Genomic DNA, 18,617 nt, shown 5'->3' on the forward strand with positions numbered 1-18,617 from the left:
CCGCGCGACACCCCTTGGTCGCCGGGGCCTTTTTATCTGGCCGCCGGTTCCCGCCTCGCGGCCATCACTCTTCGGTCCTGAACAACACGGTTTCGCCGACCAGCAGGAACAGGAAGAAGGGCGCCCAGGCGGCCAGCACCGGCGGATAGGCGCCGAGACTCCCCATCGCGAGCGAGAAATTGTCGGCGACGAAATAGGCGAAGCCCAGCGCCATCCCCAGCACCGCGCGCATGAACAACTGGCCCGACCGGGCGAGACCGAAGGCGGCGACCGACCCCAGGATCGGCATCAGCAGCGCAGACAGCGGCCCCGACAGCTTGTGCCACAGGCTGCCCTCCAGCTCCGCGGTCGGTCGGCCGGCGTCATGCAAGTCCGATATCGCCGCTTCCAGTTCGCGGAAGGTCAGCGCGTCGGGATCGACCTTCGCCAGGGTGAATTGGTCCGGGCGGATGTCGCGGCCGAAACGGACGGTGCCGACATTGCGGACAGTACCGCGCGCCACGTCGAACTGGCGCGCGCCTTCCAGCAGCCAGCTCTTGCTGGCGGCGTCATAATGGCCCTTGGGCGCCTGGACGATGGTCGTCAGGCTGTTGTTGATGCGATTGTAGATCTGGACCTTGCGCAACTGCACCTCGGTCCCGCGCCCTGCCACGATCGCCGCGTTGACCAGATTGTTGCCGTCGCGCACCCAGGGATTGCTCTTGACCCCGCTGTCGCGCGGGATCGGGCCGTAATCCACCGCCTGCCAGGCGCTGAGCGCCGCGGTCGAGCGAGCGACGATCCGTTCGTTGAAGACGAAGCTGATGGCGGACACGCCCAGCGCCGTCACGATCAGCGGCGCCAATATCTGGTGCGCGGACAGGCCCGCCGCCTTCATCGAGATGATCTCGCTATTCTGGTTGAGCGTCGCCAGCATGACCAGCGTGCCGAGCAGCACCGAAAAGGGCAGGAACCGCGCGACGATCTGCGGCGCGCGCAGTCCCACATAATGCCACAATTCCGGGTCGCCATTGCCGGGATAGGCCAGCACGTCGCCCGAATTGCCGAGCAGGTCGAGCGTCTGGAGAACGACGACCAGCAGCGCCAGCACGGCGAAGGTCCGGGTCAGGAACAGGCGCGCCATATACCAGCTGATCTGGCGCGACGGGAAGAAATTGAACTGCATGGGTCAGGCCGCTCCTTCCGCGGCGGGTCGGCGTCGGCCGAAGCGCAGCAGCCGGAGGATCTGCTTGCCGAGCTTGGAGAAGGCGACTTCGAGGGCGCCGATCGGCTGCCCGCCGGGTCGATTGGCGATCACATGATACATCCACAGCACCAGCCCGGACGCCAATATGAACGGCCCCCACAGCGCGATGATCGGGTCCACCTTGCCCAGCGCGCCGATGCTTTCGCCATATTGGTTCACCTTGTGATAGGTCACGATGAACACGATCGAAAGGAAGACGCCCAGCGCGGAGGTCGATCGCTTGGGCGGAATGGCGAAGGCCAGCGCCGCGAGCGGCAGCAAGAACATGAACACCACCTCGACCATGCGGAAATGGAAATTGGCGCGCACTTCGGCCTTCAGCTTGTCGGGCGTGGCCGGGCTGCGGCCGATCACCATCAGTTCGGGAATCGTCTTTTCCCGATCGACGTCGCGGCCACGGAAATTCTCGATCTGCGGCAGATCGATCGGCAGGTCGTGGCTGGAAAAGGACAGGATGCGCGGCGTCTTGTACTTGGGCGCGTCGTTCACCAGCACGCCGTTGCGCAGGCGGAAGATGATGACGTCGGGATCGTCGGTGGCGAGGAAGGTGCCCTGCGCCGCCGTGACCGCGACCGACTGGCCGTCGCGGCTGACCGCGCGCACGAAGATGCCTTGCAGGTTGCGGCCTTCGTCCAGGCTGCGTTCGATCCGCAGCGTCATGCGCTTGCCCAGATTGGTGAATTCGCCCACCTTGATCGAGGCGCCGAGCGCGCCGGAGCGCAATTCGAATCGCAGCGCTTCATAGGCGTGGCGCGACAAGGGCTGGACGAAACCGACGATGCCGAAATTGAGCAGAGCCAGCGCGATCGCATACATATAGGGCACGCGCAGCAGCCGGCCGTAGGACAGGCCGACCGCGCGCATCACGTCCAGTTCCGACGACAGGGCGAGCTTGCGGAAGGCGAGCAGGATGCCGAGCATCAGCCCGATCGGGATGCCGAGCGACAGATATTCGGGCAGCATATTGGCGAGCATCCGCCACACGACGCTGACCGGCCCCCCTTCCGCTGCGACAAAATCGAACAGGCTGAGCATCTTGTCGAGGACAAGCAGCATCGCGGCGATCACGAGCGTGCCGAGCATGGGCACCGCGATCAGGCGGGCGAGATAACGGTCGGTGGCGGTCAGCATTCTCTAAGTCGTCGTCCCATCACCATGTTTTGGCCGCAAACCCCGCCCATATGCGAGTCAGGTAAAAATGCGGGGCGAACAGGGGCTCGCCGTCCGATGCATATCGGCGGCTATAGCTTCCAGGAGTCTGATGGTCATGGTAAAAGTTGCAATGGGTCTGATGTCGGTCGCAGCGCTGGTCGCGGCGATACCGGCCATGGCCCATGGCGAGGAAATCGCTAACGATCTGGGGCGGTGCGAGAGCAGCGCCAAGGGACCGGCCGTGCTGGTCGACGTCCGCGGTTTCGCCGCCGCCACCGGCAAGGTGCGCGTCCAGTCCTATCCCGCCACCAAGGCGGCGTGGCTGGCCAAGGGCGAATGGATCAATCGCATCGACACGGCGGTCAGGCCGTCCAATGGCGCAATGCGATTCTGCGTGCCGGTGCCCAAGGCAGGCGAATATGGCATCGCCGTGCGGCACGATCGCGACGGCAATGGCAAGACCGATATTTCGCGGGACGGCGGCGGATTTTCCAACAATCCGGCGATCAGCATCTTCAACCTGGGCAAGCCGGGTGTGGAGAAGGCGGCCTTTCATGCCGGGCCAGGCGTGACGAAAATCACGATCAACCTCAAATATATGTGATCCAAAGCCATGGTCTGCGTCGCGCTCCTGTCCAATCCGAAGTCCACGGGCAACCGGCAGACCCTTCCGCTGGTGCGCAGCTATTGCGCCAGCAACCCCGACATCTTCCATTATGAAGTGGAACAGGTCGACCAGATCGGCCGGGCGTTCCAGACGATCGCCCGCGTCGATCCGGTCGTCATCGTCATCAATGGCGGCGACGGCACGGTGCAGGCCTCGCTGACCGAGCTTTACCAGGGCGAGCATTTCAAGGGCCGGGTGCCGCCGATCGCGGTGCTGCCCAATGGCAAGACCAACCTGATCGCGCTGGACCTTGGCATTCATGGCGACCCGATCAAGGCGCTGGAGCGGATCGTGCAGATCGCCAAGGCGGGCGTGGACGACCATGTCGTCGCGCGCGAACTGATCGCCCTGTCCGACGGCGCGGTCGGCAGCCGCCCGGTGCTGGGCATGTTTCTGGGCGGCGCAGGGCTGGCCGATTACATGCTCTATTGCCGCAACCAGATTTATCCGCTGGGCCTGTCCAATGGCCTGAGCCATGTCATCACCGCCGTTGCGGTGGTGTTTTCGCTGCTGTTCGGCATCCGCGCCAAGTTCCTGCCGCCGTCGAGCCGGCCGGTCAGCATATCGCTGATCCGGGATGGCCAGCTGGTCGGGCGCTTCGCCGTGCTGATCGTGACCACGCTGGAACGGCTGCTGCTGGGCGTCGATCCGGGCGACAGCCGGCGCGGCAATATGAAGCTGATGGCGGTGGACCAGAATCTGCCGTCTTTGCTGCGGCTGGTATGGGCCAGCCTGTTCAAGCGGGTGGGCAAGCACAAGATGCAGGGCATCCATCTGGAACAGGGCGACACGATCCGTATCGAGGGCGATCGCAGCAGCGTGATCCTGGACGGCGAATTGTTCGAGGCGTCCGAGGGCAAGCCGATCGTGCTGCGATCGACCCAGCCCGTGCCGTTTTTGCGGCTAGCGGCATAGGGCGGGGTTGTTCTACCCAATTCGGATGCCACGCGAATTACTGTAGATAGCTGCCACTGACAGGCATAAGTTGGCCAGCATGATCCCAAATATTCTGCTCGCCGCCACGGCCGTATTCTTAGTCCCTGCCGCGCCACTTGACGGACAGTTGAACGCTGCAATCTGGCACGATCTAGAAGCGAATGCGATGATAGGGAATGGCGACAGGCTAGCGGCGCTGTGGGCGAACGCGGGAAATGAGAAGGCGCTAACGCTTCATATCGAGCAGCTATGATGCAGGCAGCAAAAGTCGGTCAAGCAATGCTCCTTCACTCTGGCGCGCGATGGAGGGAAAATCACCGTATTTGGGAAGGATGCTCCGGAGCAATTGCGGTGCATAGCTTCCTTGGAAAAGATCAGGGATGCATGGCAAGTTATCCATCAACCGCCGAAGAAGCACAGGGGCCACAGCCAAAGCTCCATGAACTGCAATCTCCTTACAAGTTGACTGCGGCCAATCGCCCATCCCTTTGGCGCCGTTGAAATCTACCCCCCGAATGCTGGCGCCGCCAGCGCCCGCGCATGGTCGCGGATGCCCGATGGCCAGTCCTGCGACAGCGAATTGAACAGTTGTTCGTCTTTCGCATAGAGCGCCCGGATCGCCGCTTCATAGCCGGGCCGGTCGCCCGCCATCGCCGTCATGAAATGATAGGCGGCGTCCATGGCAGCACGCGGGCTGGGCTTTTCGGCATCGGCCTTGCGCGCCGCTTCCACCAGTCGCCGCACCGTGGCGGAGGCGCCGCCCGACTGGGTGGCGAGCCAGTCCCAATGACGCGGCAATAAGGTGATCTCGCGCGGCTGCACGCCCAGTTTCGGGCGTCCCCTGCCCCGCGGCGCGGCCGTCGATCCGGCGCGCAGGTCGATATCGACCTGGCGGCCGGTGGCGTCGTCGAACAGCAGGACGGCCTGGGCGTCGTCGCCCATGGCGCGCAGTGCCTCGCGCACTTCCCCGTCGTCGCCGGTAGCGATCCACAGATCGCCTGCAAAAGCCGTCAATGTCCGTTCCATGTCGAATCTCCTTCGACATAGCTATTATTACCCGGAATAAATTGAGTCAATATTACCCGGATAATTATTCCGGACGCAGCGCCACCCAGGTCGGCGCATGGTCGCTGGCCTTTTCCCGGCCGCGAAATGCCTTGTCGACCTGCGCATCGACCAGGCGGTCGGCGGCAGCCGGACTGAGCAGCAGATGATCGATGCGGAAACCGGCGTCGCGCGGCCAGCTGTTCGCCTGATAGTCCCAGAAGGTCCACACGCCGCCGGCGGGATGGCGGGCGAGAATCGCGTCGGTCCAGCCGTCGCCCAGCAGGCGGCGATAGGCCTCGCGGCTTTCGGGCTGCATCAGCGCATCGTCCTGCATCGCCTTGACCGAAAAAGTGTCTACATCGCGCGGGATGACATTATAGTCGCCAGCCAGGATGGCGGGGATTTCCTCCGCCCATATTTCGGTCGCGCGGTCGCGCAGGCGCTTCATCCAGCGCAGCTTGTAATCGAATTTCGGACCGGGCTGCGGATTGCCGTTAGGCAGGTAGATGGATGCGACGCGCACGCCCTTCACATCGGCCTCCAGATAGCGGCTATGCTCATCCTCCGGCTCGCCCGCGAGGCCGCGGCGCACCTCCACAGGGGTTTCGCCACGCGCGAGGATGGCGACGCCGTTGAACCCCTTTTGCCCGTGCCAGATCACGCCATAGCCAGCCGCCTCGATATCCTTGACCGGGAAGGTTTCGTCGCTGGTCTTGATTTCCTGCAGGCAGGCGATGTCGGGCTGGGTTTCGTCCAGCCATTCCAGCAGGCGCGGCAGCCGCGCCTTGATGCCATTGATGTTGAAGGTGGCGATGCGCATGGCTGGCAATCCGTTCAATCTATGTGTGCTCCTGCGCAGGCAGGAGCCCAGTTCCAAGGTTCGGTCTGGGTTCCTGCCTACGCAGGAGCACGCGGATTTTCAAACGGAAGGATTCAGACCGAGAAGCTGGTCCCGCAACCGCAGCCGGCGGTCGCGTTGGGATTGGTCACCTTGAAGGCGGCGCCGCCGAGGTCGGAGACGAAATCGACCGCCGAACCGCGCACCAGATCCAGACTGACATCATCGACCACCAGGGTCACGCCATCGCGCTCGACCGACAGATCGTCCGCTTCCACGCCATCGGCCAAGCCGAAGCGATATTGGAAGCCGGAACAGCCGCCACCCTCCACGGCCAGCCGCAGGATCGCAGGCTTGCCCTGCTTGGCGGCGATCGCAGCGACACGCGCGGCAGCGGAAGGAGTGAGATCAATGTCGGCCATGCTGCCTAGATAGGGTCAAGCAAAAGGCCCGACAAGCCATAGGGTGCCGGGCCTTTGGCGAATTTCCGGGAAACCGGCCTTAGTCGGCGGCTTTTTCTTCCGCCTTGGTCGGGCCGCCCATGGCGAGTGGCGGCTTGGTGTTCATCGCGACCAGATAGTCGGGGCCGGCGACGAAGGGCAGCGGGTTGATCGCGGCGCCATCGACACGGACTTCATAATGGAGGTGGCTGCCGGTGGAACGGCCGGTCGAACCCATCAGGCCGATGATCTGGCCGCGCTTCACATAGCTATTTTCGGCGACCAGCAGCTTCGACATATGGCCGTAGCGCGTTTCCATGCCGCTGCCGTGCGAGATCTGGACGAGGTTGCCATAGCCGCTGGCCCAGCCGGCGCGGCTGATGATGCCGTCGGCGGTCGCGTGGATCGGGGTGCCGATCGGGCCGGGAATGTCGATGCCCTTGTGCATCCGGGCAGCGCGGTTGAACGGATCTGAACGGACGCCGAAGTTCGAGGTCAGGGTCAGCTTTTCGACCGGGCGGCCCGAGGGGATATAGGCCGCGGTCTTGGCATTGCCGTCCAGGCGCTGCAGGCTGGAGAAGAGGTTGGAGAAGCCGACGTCGGATGGCCCAAGCGGACTGGTGTTGATTTCCGACGCATCGCCATAGGGATCGTCGCTTTCGGTGGCGTGGACCGGGGCGGTCGCGCAGAGCGCGCCGACAATCCCGATGCTGGCTAAAATCGTCTTAACCTTGCTCGTCTGGAACAAACGCGACCCGCGAGCATTTACCGTGTGAAGAACCGACATGCAGACCCCGACTATGTCACCGGAGGCTTGATGCCCCTCGGCGCTTCCCGTGTTTAACTTATTGGCGACCTGGATCGCCCCCGCCGGATGCAGACTGCAAATCGCGGCTCATGTTGCAAGCGCGACGTAGAATTCTTCCGTCAGACCGGCCTGCCGACGCGCCGAGTCGTTGAACGGAGGCTTAACGCTGCCCCTAAAGTGGCGTTTCACAAGCATTTGGTAATGATTGGCGGCGTCTACGCCCAATCGGTTCGTCGCCACGACGAACCATTTCGTCCCTGCCGCGACATGGCGAATTTCGTCGGCCATGATGCGTCGCAGCATACGGCCGGATGCTACGTCACCCACCGCCTCGAACCGTTCGATCGTGGCCGGCGTGATGTCCAGCGCCCGCGCCTCCAGCACCATCGGCACGATGGCGAGCCGGGCGAGCGCATCGCCCGCCGTTTCCTCCGCCGCCTGCCACAGGCCGTCATGGGCGGGGAGCGCGCCATAATGGCTGCCCATCTGGCGCAGCCGGCGTTCGAGCAAAGCGAAATGCATCGCCTCCTCCGCCCCGACCTGCATCCATTCGTCGGTGAAGGCGGCGGGGAATTGCCCACCGAACCGGCCGATCAGGTCGAAGGCGAGATCGATCGCGACGCGTTCGATATGGGCGATCGCATGGAGCATGGCGATCCGCGCCCGATCCGAGCCGATCCTGCCGCGTCGGGGCATCTGGCCGGGCGGCAGCAATATAGGCGTGGCGGGCCGCGCCGGACGATCCGGCAGGACGACGTCGAACCGATGCGCCAGCCGCCCCTTTCGCCAGGCCCGCGCGACCGCGCGCGCCGCCATCAGCTTGGCGCGCGGATCGGGGGTCAGCAGGACATGGGCGCAACCCGCGCCCACGCTGGTTACGGCTGCCGGCAGGGTCAAAGCGCCTGCACCGCCTCCAGCACCTCTGCGGCGTGGCCCTTGACCTTCACCTTGGGCCAGACCCGCAGGATCGCGCCTTCCGCACCGACCAGAAAGGTGGCGCGTTCGATCCCCATATATTTGCGACCATAGAGCGACTTTTCGACCCAGGTGCCGAACGCCTCGCACGCCGCACCCGATTCGTCGGAGGCGAGGATGACGCGCAGGCCATATTTGTCGGCGAATTTCTTGAGCTTGCCCGGCTTGTCCTTGGAAATGCCCACGATCGGCACGCCAGCAGCGGCGAAATCATCGGCCAGCGCGGTGAAATCCTTCGCCTCGTTGGTGCAGCCGGGCGTGTCCGCCTTGGGATAGAAATAGACGACCAGCGGTTTGCCCTGATAGGCGTCCAGCGTAAAATCCACGCCGTCGGCGTCGGTCAGCGTCACGGCGGGGACGGACATACCCTGTTCCAGCATCATGCTTTCTCCTGATAGGGCGCGGCAAGCGCGGCCCAGGCTTCGCCCACGCATTGCCGCGCCTTGGCGTAGCTTGCAAGCAGCCCGTCCCAATCGGCCGCGCCACAGGCCCGCGCGACCAGCGACCGGGTGGCCTCCGCCGGCTCGGTGGATTTGGGCGACACCAGCCGCGACACCACCAGATAGCGGGTGATGAGGTCATGCGCCGCGATCAACTCCTCGGGCAGGTGGCCGGCCGCGACCAGTTCGGCGAGCGCCTGGCCCAGATCGGGGTCGAAGGCCATGCCGTGGCGGAACTGGTTCACATGGATCAGGAATTCCAGGTCCACGAGGCCGCCTGGCACCAGCTTGACGTCCAGATCGCTGGCCGGCGGCTTATGCCGGGCGATGTCCGCGCGCATCTTCACCGCCTGGCGCGCGAGATCGTCGAAATCGCGCGGGCGCCGGAGCGTTTCTGCCAGGATCTCGTCAAGCGCGGCCCGCGCCTGCGGCGAACCGAACACCGGCCGGGCGCGGGTGAGCGCCAGATGCTCCCACGTCCAGGCTTCTTCCCGCTGATATTTGGCGAAACTGTCGAGGCTGACCGCCAACAATCCTTGCGCGCCGGACGGGCGCAGCCGCGTATCGACCTCGTAGAGCGGGCCGGACGCGGTATGGACCGACAGGGCGTTGGTGATGCGCTGGCCAAGGCGGTTGAAATATTGGGTCGCGCCCAGCGGTCGCGGCCCATCCGATTCGGTCGAGAAATCGCCGGTAAAAAGATAGACGAGGTCGAGGTCCGAGGCATGGGTCAACACCCCGCCGCCCATGCGGCCCAACGCCAGGATAAGCATGTCGCCGCCCGGCACCTTGCCATGGGCGGTTTCGAATTCGGCCACGGTGGCGGCGGCCAGCGCCTCGATCGCGGCTTCGGCGACGCGGCCATAGCCCCTTCCCGCCTCCAGCGGATCGCCGCCACGAATGATCTGCGCACCCAGCGCGAAGCGTCGGTCGCCCACACGCTGGCGCACCCGGTCGAGCAATGCCTGATAATCCTCGCCCGGTTCCAATGCGCCCAGTTGCCGGGCCAGTTGCGGCACGGACGGCGGCGGATCGAAGGCGGAGGCGTCGATGAGGCCGTCGATCAGTTCGGCGCGGCGCCCCAGCGCGTCAGCCAGGGTCGGGGCGTGGCTCAATATCTCGGCCAGCAGTTCGACCAGCGCGGGACGTGCGGCGAGCAGCTTGAAGAAGTTGATCGCGCTCGGCAGCCGGCCGATCATGTCGTCGAGGCGATTGAGCGCGCGACTGGGGTCGGGCGCCTTGGCCAATGTGCGCATCAGGCCGGGCAGCAGCGCTTCGAGCGCCTCGCGCGAGGGCGCGCTGCGCAGCGCCCGGATCGTGCCGCCACGCCAGCGCGTGATGCGGGCGAGCGGGGTTTCCGCGTCGGCAAAGCCGATCTCGACCAGTTGCGCCTTCAGCCGCTCCTCGTCCTGGGACAGCGCGGCATCATCCTTTTCGGGACTGAGCCGGTCATAGTTGCGGCCGACCCATTCGACATGCGGGCGCAACAGGTCGAGCAGCGCCGTCGCGTCGGGCAGGCCGTGCAGTTGCGCGACATTGTCGAGGCTGGCCGCCGCCTTGGGCAGTTCGTGGGTCTGGCGGTCCTCCACCATCTGGAGCCGATGCTCGATCGTGCGGAACAGAATATAGGCCTCGTCCAGCCGCGCGGCGACGTCGGTCTCGATCACATTCGCCGCGGCCAGCGCGGCCAGCGCCTCGCGGGTATTGCCCGATCGCAGCGACGGGTCGCGACCACCATGGATGAGTTGGTGGACCTGGGCGAAGAATTCGACTTCGCGAATGCCGCCGCGTCCGCGCTTGAGGTCATAGCCCGGCCCGAACGCCTGCCCCTGCGCATAATGGTCGCGAATGCGGCGGCTGATGTCGACGATCGCGTCGATCGCGCCGAAATCCAGACTGCGCCGCCAGACGAAGGGGCGAATCTGGCGCATGAAATAATCGCCGAGCGGGATATCGCCGGCGGCGGGGCGCGCGCGGATGAAGGCGGCCTGTTCCCAGCCCATCGCGGTCGATTCATAATAGCCGATCGCCGCCTCCACCGGCAGGGCGATCGGCGTCGCTTCGGGCGAAGGCCGCAGGCGCAGGTCGACACGGAAGACATAGCCGTCGCCGTCGCGGGCGGTGAGCAGTTCGCTCATCCGGCGGCCGATGCGGACAGCCGCGTCGGCGACATCCTCCCGCTCGCCATGCGGCAGGGTGGCGGGATCGTAGAGCAGGATCGGATCTATATCCGACGAATAGTTCAGCTCCCGGCTGCCATGCTTGCCCAGCGCGAGGACGACGAAGCCGCGATGGTCGGCGTCTGGATAGCGTTCCTGGATCGCGGCCGCGAGCGCTTCTTCCAGCGCCTGGTCGGCAAAGTCGGACAGGGTGCGGGTGACGCGATCCATGTCCCAGGCGCCCGCCAGGTCGGCGGCGGCCACCGCCAGCGCGATCGCCCCGCGACGGCGGCGAAGCGACCGGGCGACACTGTCTTCCGGGCTGCCCGCCGCCTGTGCCGCAGCGAGCGCGCCGTCATGGTCGCCGGCCGCCAGCCGCTCGGTCACGGCCGGGAAACGGTCCAGCGCGCGCGCCAGAAAGGGCGAATGGCCCCTGATGCGGGCTTCGGTTTGCAGCCAGTCGGTCACATTGCTCTCCCTTATCTTCGGGCGCTATCGCTTGGGCTTGCGACGAATGCCAGAAACTTTTGGGTTACAAAGCCGTTCAGTCCTTATGGACATCCAGCACAAATCTTCAGGCCGATCGGCAGCGGGGCGCGAAAGCGGCAGCGGTCGAATCGTGACCGTCGATGTGCCGGAACCATATGAAGGCGTCGGCAATGCCCTGCGCGCGACCTATGCGCCCGGCCGTGACGGGGTGCCCGACGACATGATGGCGCTGCTGGCGAAGCTGGACCGGCACTGACCGGCCACGCCTTCGCCAAATGATAGCAGGGCTTTATTTACCCATTTTGGATAGAAGTCGGGGCTTGTCATTCCAGAAAAGTCGCACGTCCATGCTCTATCGCAATTTCGCCATCGCTACGCTGCTGGCCGCCCCCCTGATCGTGATGGCCACCCAAGCCCTTTTGCCCAAGCACGAACCCGCGCCGCAGGGCCAGTCCGCCATCATAGCCGACGTGCCGCCGCCGCCCGTGCCCGTACCGGTTGCGCCGGTCGTGACGCCCGGCGCGCCGACGGTCGATGCCGCCTCGTCCTTCGGCCAGCCCATGGCCGGGGCGGACCAGCCCGCGCTGGCCCCCGGCGCCGGTCTGCCCGACACGTCCGCGCCGCCGATCAGCGGTGGCATGGCCCCCGGCTTTTCGCCGCAGGATGCCCCCGCCGGATCGCCAAACGCGGAATAAGGGTCAGATTGCACCCTGGAACGTGTCGCACTGGGCAGGATCGCCGGTCGACAGCCCCTTGCGCAGCCATTCCATGCGCTGCGCGCTGGTGCCATGGGTGAAACTTTCGGGCACCGGTCGCCGGCCGGCCGATTTCTGGAGCGTGTCGTCGCCGATCGCTTCGGCCGCACGCATCCCTTCCTCCAGGTCGCCCGCCTCCATCAAATTGGTGTCGCGCGCGGCCCATACGCCGGCATAGCAGTCGGCCTGCAATTCCATCTTCACCTGAAGCGCATTGCCTTCGGCTTCGGATGCCCCCTGCTGCGCCTTGCGGATCTTGTCCGCCTCACCAGTGATGGTCTGGATATGATGGCCGACCTCATGCGCGATGATATAGCCGATCGGGAAATCGCCGGGCGCGTTGAAGCGGGTTTCCATCTCGTTGAAGAAATCGGTGTCGAGATAGATGCGCTGGTCCGCCGGGCAATAGAAAGGCCCCATGGCCGATTGCGCCGCGCCGCAGCCCGACTGGCCGTTCTGGCTGTAGAAGACCAAAGTCGGCGGGGGATATTGCTGCCCTTCCGCCTTGAAGATGTCAGTCCAGCGGCGTTCGGTCGATCCCAGCACCTTGAGCGAGGTGCGCTGGACGTCGGTGAGCTGGCCGGCCGCGGGTCGCTCGGTCTGGACCTGCTGTCCTCCACCGCCGCCGCCGCCGCCGCCGCCGATCAGGCTGAGCGGGTTGATCCCCATCACCAACATGATGATCAGCACCACGACGATCCCGCCGCAGCCGAAACGGCTGCCGATCAGCGGCAGCAACATGCCCAGTCCGCCACCCAATCCACCGCCGCCCAGGCCGCCGCCGCTACGGCCGTCCTGCACCTCGTAATGACTGCTTTCCTGTTCGTCGTCGAGCCGCATGGCGCCCTCCCTTTCTCTTGATCGTTGCCTACGCGATTCAATGCGTTCGGGGAACAGTCCGCCGACGCGAAGGTTGCGGCGGGCCGTGATTTGTTACGAGACATTAAGTTGGAATAGCGGCGTCAAAGACTATATTGCACTGCGACATGGCTGATACCGAACCCTTTGGCACCGAGGCGAAACCGCTTCGTCGCGCCCGCACACCCCTCCCCCTCCCCCGCGAAGTCGCGTTGCTGCTGCAGGGCGGCGGGGCATTGGGATCCTTTCAGTCCGGCGTCTATGAACGGCTGGACGAACTGGGTGTCGACGTCAGTTGGGTCGCGGGCATATCGATCGGCGCGATCAACGCGGCGATCATCGCGGGCAATCTGCCGCATCGGCGGCTCAGCCGGCTCAAGAAATTCTGGTACACCGTGTCGGGCGGGATGCCCAACATGATCCTGCCGGAAATCGACCATATTCGCGAAGCGATGCATCTGGGCGCGGCGAGCGTGGTCGCCGGATTCGGCGTGCCGGGCATGTTCCGTCCGCGCCTCTGGCCCGCCACCCTGATGCCCGAAGGCACGCCGGGTGCGATCAGCTTCTACGACAGCGCGCCATTGAAGGACACGCTGGACGCCTGCGTCGACTGGGATTTGCTGAACGACGGCCCCGTCCGCCTGTCGGTGGGCGCTGTCGACGTGGAAACGGGCAATTTCGCCTATTGGGACACGCGCGGCCCCGGCGGCAATACCCGGATCGACGCGCGCCACATCATGGCGTCGGGCGCCCTGCCCCCCGGCCTGCCTCCGATCGAGATTGACGGGCGCTGGTATTGGGACGGCGGCATCGTGTCCAATACCCCGCTGGCCCATGTCCTCAATCACCAGACCGAGGATATGCTGGTATTCCAGGTCGACCTCTTCCCCGCCGAAGGGCCGATGCCGCGGCAGATGACCGACGTCTATTCGCGCATGAAGGACATCCAGTATAGCAGCCGCACCCGGCAGGTGACGGATCAGTATCTGCGCCTGCGCCGCGAGCATGGCGCGATCAAGGCGCTACTCGACAAGCTGCCGCCCGAATTGCAGGGCGAAACGGAAGCCCAGCGCCTGCGCGAGATGCTGGATGGCGGATCGGTCAACATCGTCCACCTCATCTACCGATCGCGCGCCTGGGAAAGCGGCGCAAAGGATTTCGAATTTTCCCGCGCGACCATGCTCGACCATTGGAGCCAGGGCCGCGACGCGGTGGAGGAAGTGATGCACAAGGGCGACCTGATCGCGCGCAATATCCTCGACGGCAAGAGCGCGACATTCGACCTCGACGAACCGGATCATCTCAAGGAGAAAAAGGCATGAGCAAGTCGGAGTCTGGAAAGTCCTTGGCGGGCAAGACCGCGCTGATCACCGGGTCCACATCCGGCATCGGCCTGGCCTATGCCAAGGCGCTGGCCGGCGAAGGCGCCAATGTCGTCATCAACGGGTTCGGCGACGCCGATGGAATCGAGAAGGAGCGCGTCGGGCTGGAGGCGCTGAGCGGCGCCAAGGCGCTCTATTCGGGCCACGACCTGACCAAGGTGGACCAGATCGAGGCGATGATGAAGGACGCCGCCGACACATTCGGCGGGGTCGACATCCTGATCAACAATGCCGGAATGCAGCATGTCGCACCGGTGGAGGATTTCCCGGTCGACAAGTGGAACCTCATCATCGCGCTGAACCTCAACAGCGCCTTCCACACCAGCCGGCTCGCCATCCCCTATATGAAATCGAAGAAATGGGGACGCATCATCCAGACCGCATCGGCCCATTCGCTGACCGCATCGCCGTTCAAAAGCGCCTATGTGACAGCGAAACACGGGCTGGCGGGCTTCACCAAGACGGTGGCGCTGGAAGTGGCGACCGACGGCATCACCGCCAATTGCATCTCGCCCGGCTATGTCTGGACGCCGCTGGTGGAAAACCAGATCCCCGATACGATGAAAGCGCGGAACATGACGCGCGAGCAAGTCATGAACGACGTGCTGCTGGCCGGCCAGCCGACCAAGCAGTTCGTGACGGTCGAGCAGGTCGCCGCCATGGCGCTGTTCCTGTGCAGCGATGCCGCGGCCAATATCACCGGTGCCAATATGAGCATCGATGGCGGCTGGACCGCACAATAGGATAGAAACGCCCATCGGCCGTTGACCGGCCGATGGGCGATTTTGTCATATCGAGGTCGGATTCAGCAGGCGCAGCACCGATTGCAGCCCGTCCTCGCTGGTTGTCGCCAGAGCGAGCGGGCGATCGGCCAGGCCGTCATGCTGGCTGTTGAGGAACAGGATCGCGTCGGATGCGCCCAGCGCATCGATCGCCATGCGGGTGATGCGGCCCTGCCGCTCGGCGGCGTCGGGGGCCAGGCGGACGGCGTTGCGCGGGGTGAAGCGCCGCCCGGACATGCTGCGGCCGCCATTGGGCGAAGGCTGGGCCGGATCTGCCGGCGTATCGATCGCCATGATCAGCTTTTCAACGTCACGATGCCAACCACGCCCGGCTTGGTCGAGGGGTTGGAAGCATTACCCTTGGGCGGCTTCTCCGCCTTCGGCTTGCGCACTTCGCGATTTGATTTCTTCTGGCTCTTGGCCATGGTCAGTCCTTCCTGAAGATCGGCAGATAAGAGCGATTTTTCATCCTATGGAATCATCTGCCGCCTCGGAGCCGCAGACCATGAGAGGCAAATCGCATAAATATTACAACGCGGCGCGCGCCGCCTCGTCTTCGGCGCGGAATTCGGCGACGATCGCCTCATCTTCGGACAGGACCGCGCGCGTGGCGCGGCGACGCTCGGCGCCCGCGGCCAGTTCCGCCTCGCGGCCCCAGGCATTGGCCGCCCGCTGCGCGATCTGGCGCGCATTGGGCAGGGTTTCGGACGATGCGCGCGCCTGGTGCAACGATTGCTGCGCAAGGCAGAATGCGGATGTCTGGGCCATGGGACAGGCTCCTTTTTTTCGAGCGAAAGAATGGAAACGGAGCAGCGGCAAGAGGCGCATGAAAATCAGCGCAGACGCGGCCGCGCCGCAACAGGTCGGACGATCATAAGGACGCATGACGCGCCGAATCGTTCCTTTCACTTGTGAAATGGTGTCGCGGCATGCCGATTTCAAGCACGCGCCCGACGACAGGAGAAACTCCCCCTTTAACAGTCGTAAAATCCCCTTATGCTCGCGTCCAGCAAGGGAGATTATCAACATGCGCCATGCGCTCACGGCCGTTCTGGCCGCAGCCAGCCTTTCGTCCATCGCCACCGCCCAGACCGTGCCGACCCCGCCGCCCGCTCCGCCCGCGCAGAGCGCCATCGGCGCGGCGGTGGCCAAGGACATGGACGGGCTGATGACGCTCTATCGCGACCTGCACGCCAATCCCGAACTGTCGTTGCAGGAAGTCAACACCGCGGCCAAGCTCGCCAAGCGCCTGAAGGCGCTCAAGTTCGACGTCACCGAAAAGGTCGGCGGCACCGGCGTCGTTGGGGTGATGAAAAACGGCTCCGGCCCGACGCTGCTGATCCGCGCCGACATGGACGGGCTGCCCGTGGTCGAGCAGACGGGGCTTGAGTTCGCGTCCAAGGTCCGCACCAAGACGCCCGAAGGGGTCGAGACCGGCGTCATGCACGCCTGCGGCCACGATACCCATATGACCGCCTTCATCGAGACGGCCAAGCTGCTCGCCGCCCGCAAGGACGCGTGGAAAGGCACACTGGTCATGATCCTGCAACCGGCCGAGGAAGTGGGCAAGGGCGCGCGGATGATGCTGGAGGACGGGCTCTACACCCGCTTCCCCAAGCCGACCCATGCCATCGCCTTTCACGACGCGGCCAATATGGCGGCGGGCCAGATCGGCTATACGCCCGGCTATGCGCTGGCCAATGTCGACAGCGTCGATATCTTGGTGAAGGGATTGGGCGGTCATGGCGCCTATCCGCAGACGACCCGCGACCCGATCGTGCTGGCGTCGCGCATCGTCACTTCGCTCCAGACTCTGGTCAGCCGCGAACAAGACCCGCAAGACCCCGCCGTCGTGACCGTCGGCAGCTTCCAGGCCGGGGCCAAGCATAATATCATCCCCGACGAAGCGAAGCTGCTGCTGACCATCCGCAGCTATTCGGACGAGACGCGCGCCAAGCTGATCGAAGGGATCAAGCGGATCAGTCGCGGCGAGGCGATCGCGGCGGGCGTGCCGGAGGACCGGATGCCGGTGGTGAGCGTGAAGGACGAGTTCACCCCCTCCACCTTCAACCCGCCGGAATTCGCTGAACAGATGGCCGGCCTGCTCAAAGGCCATTTCCCCGACGGCCGTGTAGTCAAGACGAGCGCGGTGATGGGCGGCGAGGATTTCAGCCGCTTCTACCGCGCCGACAAGAGCATCAACAGCTTCATATTCTGGGTCGGCGGCGTCCCGGCCGACAAGCTGGCGGCGGCGCAGGCAGGGCAGACCAGCCTGCCCTCGCTGCACAGCCCCTTCTGGGCGCCGGAATCCGACAAGGTGATCGCGACCGCCAGTGAAGCCATGACCGTGCTGGCGCTCGACATATTGAAGAAACAGTGAATTATGGAAAAACGATCGCGGAATGCATTTTCCGCGATCGTTTCGTTAAAGTCGTTTGCTAACGAAACTTACCAAGCACTATATTCGCGAGATGATTGCTTGCGAACTGGACGATCCGGACGGAATCATCTTCGTGCACGCGACGGGCGTGTGGACGATCGCAGATGTCGATCGCCATTATGGCCATCTCGGGCTCATCATCGCAGACCGGCGGCGCAACGGATTGCCGATCCGCATCCTGTCCGACGTGACCGAAGCGGAGCGACAGGCGCCCGATATCGAGGCACGCATCCTGTGGCATATGGATCGTACCTACCTGCCCACCGACCGGGTTGCGATCCTGGTCGCCAATGTCGCGGACAAGCTTTACGTCCGCGCTCGTCTGGGCGAGGCGATCGTCGCCGCCTTTTCGTCGCAACTGCCGGCGGAGATGTGGCTGATGTCCGACGACCTGCAGCCGCCGGGCATCGTCGCCGCCTGACGCGCGATGTTCAGGCGCCGAAGCCGCCGTCGATCGTATGCATCGCGCCGGTGATGATGCCGGCTTCCGGTCCCGCCAGATAGGCCGCCAGGCCGGCAATCTCTTCCCCCGTGGCATGACGCTTGATCGCCATGAAGCCATGCATCAGGCTGGCCATCGGGCCATCGGCCGGATTCATGTCGGTATTGGTCGGGCCGGGCTGGATGACGTTGACGGTGATGCCGCGTGCGCCGAAATCGCGGGCGAGTCCACGGGCCATGCCCTGCAGCGCCGATTTGGTCAGCGCATAGGCCGCCCCGCCCTCGAACGGCATCCGGTCGCCATTGACCGATCCGATCACGATGATGCGCCCGCCGTCGGGCATGCGCCGCGCCGCTTCGACCGCGGCGTGGTAAGGCGCGCGGACGTTGAGGTCGATCATCCGGTCGATCGCGTCGGCATCCTGTTCCAGCGGATCGCCCAGGATGGCGGCGCCGGCATTGACCACCAATATGTCGAGCGGCCCCTGCGCTGCGACGACATCGATCACCGCCGTGCGATCTGCCGCGTCGGAGCGGATCGCGCTGGCCCCGGATTCTGCGGCCAGCGCCTGCGCGGCGTCATGCGACCCGGCATAGGTGAAGGCTACCTGCGCACCGTCGGCCGCGAAACGCCGTACGATGGCGGCGCCGATGCCGCGGCTGCCGCCGAGAACGAGGGTCTTCTTCGAGGTGAAATCAGTCATGTCGGTCTTCCTTGTATTTTTATAATGATCGCTATATAAATTGAAGATCGATCGGGTC

Annotated in this window: 22 protein-coding genes; 8 read left to right on the top strand and 14 right to left on the bottom strand. The window is 64.8% G+C overall.

Annotated elements, in window-relative coordinates:
* Positions 1–64 precede the first annotated feature (64 nt).
* Together lptG and lptF are read right to left on the bottom strand one after the other, a co-directional pair.
* Positions 65–1,165, bottom strand: a complete 1,101-nt coding sequence (gene lptG, locus K9B33_RS06870; protein ID WP_224547651.1) for an LPS export ABC transporter permease LptG — start codon at positions 1,163–1,165, stop codon at positions 65–67.
* A gap of 3 nt (positions 1,166–1,168) precedes the next feature.
* Positions 1,169–2,377: an LPS export ABC transporter permease LptF gene (gene lptF / locus K9B33_RS06875; protein ID WP_224547653.1), complete on the bottom strand. Its 1,209-nt coding sequence runs from the start codon at positions 2,375–2,377 to the stop codon at positions 1,169–1,171.
* Positions 2,378–2,507: 130 nt separating this feature from the next.
* On the opposite strand from lptF, the gene K9B33_RS06880 reads away from it, so the two are divergent.
* Both K9B33_RS06880 and K9B33_RS06885 read left to right on the top strand, forming a co-directional pair.
* A complete protein-coding gene (locus tag K9B33_RS06880; RefSeq protein ID WP_224547655.1) occupies positions 2,508–3,002 on the top strand; it encodes a DUF2141 domain-containing protein in 495 nt (164 codons plus the stop codon).
* Positions 3,003–3,011: 9 nt separating this feature from the next.
* Positions 3,012–3,980 (top strand): diacylglycerol/lipid kinase family protein, encoded by a 969-nt coding sequence (locus tag K9B33_RS06885; protein WP_224547657.1) that lies wholly within the window; start codon positions 3,012–3,014, stop codon positions 3,978–3,980.
* A 525-nt stretch (positions 3,981–4,505) separates the two neighbouring features.
* Here the strand turns inward: K9B33_RS06885 and K9B33_RS06890 are convergent.
* The 7 genes from K9B33_RS06890 to K9B33_RS06920 form a co-directional block, all read right to left on the bottom strand.
* Positions 4,506–5,027: a DUF2239 family protein gene (locus K9B33_RS06890; protein WP_224547659.1), complete on the bottom strand. Its 522-nt coding sequence runs from the start codon at positions 5,025–5,027 to the stop codon at positions 4,506–4,508.
* A 64-nt stretch (positions 5,028–5,091) separates the two neighbouring features.
* Positions 5,092–5,868, bottom strand: a complete 777-nt coding sequence (gene xth / locus K9B33_RS06895) for an exodeoxyribonuclease III (RefSeq protein WP_224547661.1) — start codon at positions 5,866–5,868, stop codon at positions 5,092–5,094.
* A gap of 113 nt (positions 5,869–5,981) precedes the next feature.
* Positions 5,982–6,308 (bottom strand): iron-sulfur cluster insertion protein ErpA, encoded by a 327-nt coding sequence (erpA, locus tag K9B33_RS06900; RefSeq protein ID WP_224547663.1) that lies wholly within the window; start codon positions 6,306–6,308, stop codon positions 5,982–5,984.
* A 79-nt stretch (positions 6,309–6,387) separates the two neighbouring features.
* Positions 6,388–7,113 (bottom strand): M23 family metallopeptidase, encoded by a 726-nt coding sequence (locus K9B33_RS06905; protein ID WP_224547664.1) that lies wholly within the window; start codon positions 7,111–7,113, stop codon positions 6,388–6,390.
* 108 nt (positions 7,114–7,221) lie between these two features.
* Complete coding sequence (locus K9B33_RS06910; protein WP_224547666.1) at positions 7,222–8,031, bottom strand: ferritin-like domain-containing protein; 810 nt, start codon at positions 8,029–8,031, stop codon at positions 7,222–7,224.
* Complete coding sequence (gene bcp, locus K9B33_RS06915) at positions 8,028–8,489, bottom strand: thioredoxin-dependent thiol peroxidase (RefSeq protein WP_224547776.1); 462 nt, start codon at positions 8,487–8,489, stop codon at positions 8,028–8,030. Before bcp ends, K9B33_RS06910 begins: the two co-directional genes overlap by 4 nt.
* On the bottom strand, positions 8,489–11,176 hold the full coding sequence (locus K9B33_RS06920; protein WP_224547667.1) for a bifunctional [glutamine synthetase] adenylyltransferase/[glutamine synthetase]-adenylyl-L-tyrosine phosphorylase: 2,688 nt from the start codon (positions 11,174–11,176) through the stop codon (positions 8,489–8,491). Before K9B33_RS06920 ends, bcp begins: the two co-directional genes overlap by 1 nt.
* 151 nt (positions 11,177–11,327) lie before the next feature.
* Here K9B33_RS06920 and K9B33_RS23030 point away from each other — a divergent pair, with 151 nt between their 5' ends.
* Both K9B33_RS23030 and K9B33_RS06925 read left to right on the top strand, forming a co-directional pair.
* Positions 11,328–11,453: a hypothetical protein gene (locus K9B33_RS23030; protein WP_261936505.1), complete on the top strand. Its 126-nt coding sequence runs from the start codon at positions 11,328–11,330 to the stop codon at positions 11,451–11,453.
* Positions 11,454–11,517: 64 nt separating this feature from the next.
* Positions 11,518–11,892 (top strand): hypothetical protein, encoded by a 375-nt coding sequence (locus K9B33_RS06925; RefSeq protein WP_224547668.1) that lies wholly within the window; start codon positions 11,518–11,520, stop codon positions 11,890–11,892.
* A 3-nt stretch (positions 11,893–11,895) separates the two neighbouring features.
* Here K9B33_RS06925 and K9B33_RS06930 read toward each other — a convergent pair whose 3' ends face one another.
* A complete protein-coding gene (locus K9B33_RS06930; RefSeq protein WP_224547670.1) occupies positions 11,896–12,792 on the bottom strand; it encodes a neutral zinc metallopeptidase in 897 nt (298 codons plus the stop codon).
* Between the two features lie 146 nt (positions 12,793–12,938).
* On the opposite strand from K9B33_RS06930, the gene K9B33_RS06935 reads away from it, so the two are divergent.
* Positions 12,939–14,132, top strand: coding sequence for a DUF3734 domain-containing protein (locus K9B33_RS06935; protein ID WP_224547671.1), 1,194 nt, complete (start codon positions 12,939–12,941; stop codon positions 14,130–14,132).
* Positions 14,129–14,935: a 3-hydroxybutyrate dehydrogenase gene (locus K9B33_RS06940; RefSeq protein WP_224547672.1), complete on the top strand. Its 807-nt coding sequence runs from the start codon at positions 14,129–14,131 to the stop codon at positions 14,933–14,935. Before K9B33_RS06935 ends, K9B33_RS06940 begins: the two co-directional genes overlap by 4 nt.
* A 45-nt stretch (positions 14,936–14,980) precedes the next feature.
* Here K9B33_RS06940 and K9B33_RS06945 read toward each other — a convergent pair whose 3' ends face one another.
* The 3 genes from K9B33_RS06945 to K9B33_RS06950 form a co-directional block, all read right to left on the bottom strand.
* Positions 14,981–15,268, bottom strand: a complete 288-nt coding sequence (locus K9B33_RS06945) for a hypothetical protein (protein WP_224547673.1) — start codon at positions 15,266–15,268, stop codon at positions 14,981–14,983.
* A 2-nt stretch (positions 15,269–15,270) separates the two neighbouring features.
* Complete coding sequence (locus K9B33_RS23035) at positions 15,271–15,399, bottom strand: hypothetical protein (protein WP_261936501.1); 129 nt, start codon at positions 15,397–15,399, stop codon at positions 15,271–15,273.
* Between the two features lie 103 nt (positions 15,400–15,502).
* Positions 15,503–15,742, bottom strand: coding sequence for a hypothetical protein (locus tag K9B33_RS06950; protein WP_224547674.1), 240 nt, complete (start codon positions 15,740–15,742; stop codon positions 15,503–15,505).
* A gap of 259 nt (positions 15,743–16,001) precedes the next feature.
* Between K9B33_RS06950 and K9B33_RS06955 the strand changes: the two genes are divergently transcribed.
* Both K9B33_RS06955 and K9B33_RS06960 read left to right on the top strand, forming a co-directional pair.
* A complete protein-coding gene (locus K9B33_RS06955; RefSeq protein WP_224547675.1) occupies positions 16,002–17,354 on the top strand; it encodes an amidohydrolase in 1,353 nt (450 codons plus the stop codon).
* A gap of 91 nt (positions 17,355–17,445) precedes the next feature.
* Positions 17,446–17,835, top strand: a complete 390-nt coding sequence (locus K9B33_RS06960) for a hypothetical protein (RefSeq protein WP_224547676.1) — start codon at positions 17,446–17,448, stop codon at positions 17,833–17,835.
* A 10-nt stretch (positions 17,836–17,845) separates the two neighbouring features.
* On the opposite strand, the gene bdcA is transcribed toward K9B33_RS06960, so the two are convergent.
* Positions 17,846–18,559 carry an SDR family oxidoreductase gene (bdcA, locus tag K9B33_RS06965; RefSeq protein WP_224547677.1) on the bottom strand — a complete coding sequence of 238 codons (714 nt, stop codon included), beginning with the start codon at positions 18,557–18,559 and terminating at the stop codon, positions 17,846–17,848.
* Between the last annotated feature and the right edge of the window lie 58 nt (positions 18,560–18,617).

Source organism: Sphingobium sp. 3R8 (assembly GCF_020166615.1).
GTDB lineage: Bacteria > Pseudomonadota > Alphaproteobacteria > Sphingomonadales > Sphingomonadaceae > Sphingobium > Sphingobium bisphenolicum.